This window comes from Bacteroides sp. DH3716P, assembly GCF_025914115.1.
GTDB lineage: Bacteria > Bacteroidota > Bacteroidia > Bacteroidales > Bacteroidaceae > Bacteroides > Bacteroides ovatus.
The window spans coordinates 6,603,558-6,605,754 of sequence record NZ_CP083673.1; the positions used below are offsets into that span (position 1 = coordinate 6,603,558).

1 protein-coding gene is annotated in these 2,197 nt (G+C 35.2%); it reads left to right on the plus strand.

What is annotated here, in order from left to right; translation table 11 throughout:
- Nucleotides 1–820 precede the first annotated feature (820 nt).
- Nucleotides 821–1,168 carry a hypothetical protein gene (locus tag KQP79_RS25670; protein WP_004307507.1) on the plus strand — a complete coding sequence of 116 codons (348 nt, stop codon included), beginning with the start codon at nucleotides 821–823 and terminating at the stop codon, nucleotides 1,166–1,168.
- Nucleotides 1,169–2,197 lie beyond the last annotated feature (1,029 nt).

The window sequence follows — 2,197 nt, forward strand, 5'->3', positions numbered from 1 at the left end:
ATGAATCTGAAAAGACTAAAAGCGGGATGGGATGAAAAATATTTGTCACAACTTTTACAGGAAAATAATTTTTAATGCGTCTGCCCTGCGGTAGAAAAATATGCGGATACCTGCTCTATATACTTCCAATAAGCACTGATGATATATTGTAAATAGGTGCATGGTCTGGTATTCAACTTGGTCTTTAGCTTAGGATCTAGCTTGAGAATTTATAGGATAAATAGTCAAAATACTATGAGAAATACCTTGATAAGTTATGAGAAATAGGTTGTTTTATGTACAAAATGCGGGTCATACTATGAGAAATGCCGTTTTGTATTTTTATTCTCATTGTGTTATATTGTTGATTTACAGAAGATTATTGTGCATGTTATGAGAATATGAGAAATGAAAATGAGAAATTGTTTCTAGTAGGATATTGGGTTTGTGTTTTTTATGCGATATAGACTGAATTAATTGATCTATCATGTTTTTCCTGTCAAAATTGTTTGTTTAATAGATATTTATTTCTACTTTTGTGATAACTTACTTTCGAGCGAAGGAAGTAGTTTTTTAATAATTTTATTGAGAACGGTTATTTGTTACATTCATATATAAAATCCGCTAAATTTTAACTTTCGTGAATGGAATGAATGACAGGTCTCACGCACTATTGTCTGTATAACCTTGTTATATATCCAATTGGGCGTGGGGCTATCATTCATGTTCACGAAAGGGGTCTTAGCGGATACCTATATATGGCATGAATAGATAGTTTCCACGCTCTCTTTTTTTATAACCCTCGCACCACCGGGAACTGATGCGGTAATAAACGCAACCTATGTACGGAGACTTTAATCGAATTGTTGTTCAGCTGACTCAGCATCCTGTTATGTACAAACCCCTCTCGGATTTAACCTATACGGAATGTGAACTAGCCTATGCTTTGATACGGGAGTTGATTGATTTGTCAATCGAAGGGGATTATACTTTATTGGACTATATCCAAATGGCCCGGCTGGAATACTATCTGGGTAAACTGTCTTGTAAGATAAGCTGTAGTAGGGAGGAGACTGCCCTTCATTATGCGGGCGCCCTTCATCTGTTAGAAAAAGGCGGCTTTGATTTGGGCATAAAGAAGTGGGTTGAACTTGTCAGCCTGCGAATAGAGAACTCTAAAAAAGAATGACATTCTGATTTTATAGTTAGAATCTGATTAGTACCCACTCTGTATTTATCCGATCTATACCTATGGAATAGCCAACCGTTAGACCGCTTAGAAAAAGTATTCTGACGGTTGATTCTAAATCCTCTTGCTTTTTTCTAATATCTATTTTCTTGTAGTTTTCTTTTTCGTCTTTTTCTTTTCATTCTCTTTTCACGCCTTCACGCGCCCGCGTGTGATATAATAATGTGTATCCCTCTCGTCGTTTCCGCGCACAATTTCCCTATACATAAAAAATATGTTCTACAACATCGTTATGCGTCAGCACTTTAGCAAATGTATTCAAAAATAATTAGAAAAAATAGTTTGATATATTTGGAGTGTATACCAAAAGGGCGTACTTTTGCACCCGCTTTCCAAGAGAAGAAAGCNTCAAAAATAATTAGAAAAAATAGTTTGATATATTTGGAGTGTATACCAAAAGGGCGTACTTTTGCACCCGCTTTCCAAGAGAAGAAAGCCTTGAAAAATTGACTTAGTGAAAAAGTGGAATCCCACTTAAAGAAAAGAACAAAAAACTTCCGAAAAAGTTTGGATTATAATAAATAAAGTTCTTATCTTTGCAGTCCGATTCGCAAAGGAAATTGGCAAGAGTTATTCTTTCATACCTTCTTTCCCTTTCGCATAGAGAGCCAGAGAAATCGAGTAAAAAGAAAAACTAAAAAACTTCCGAAAAAGTTTGGTAGTTAAAAATAAAGCCCTTACCTTTGCACCCGCTTTTAAAACGAAAGCAGCAAGTTCTTTGAAATATTGATAAACAATACAAGTAGTACAAGTAAAAAAATAGAACCGTCAATACTTGTCTTATGAAGTAGTGATACAATTAAGACTAATAGGTATTTGAATAAGGTCAATAAATTTACGGCGTCCTGAACAGAGCAAAAAAGTCATCCTAAGGGATGATAAAAATACTTTTACAATGAAGAGTTTGATCCTGGCTCAGGATGAACGCTAGCTACAGGCTTAACACATGCAAGTCGAGGGGCAGCATTT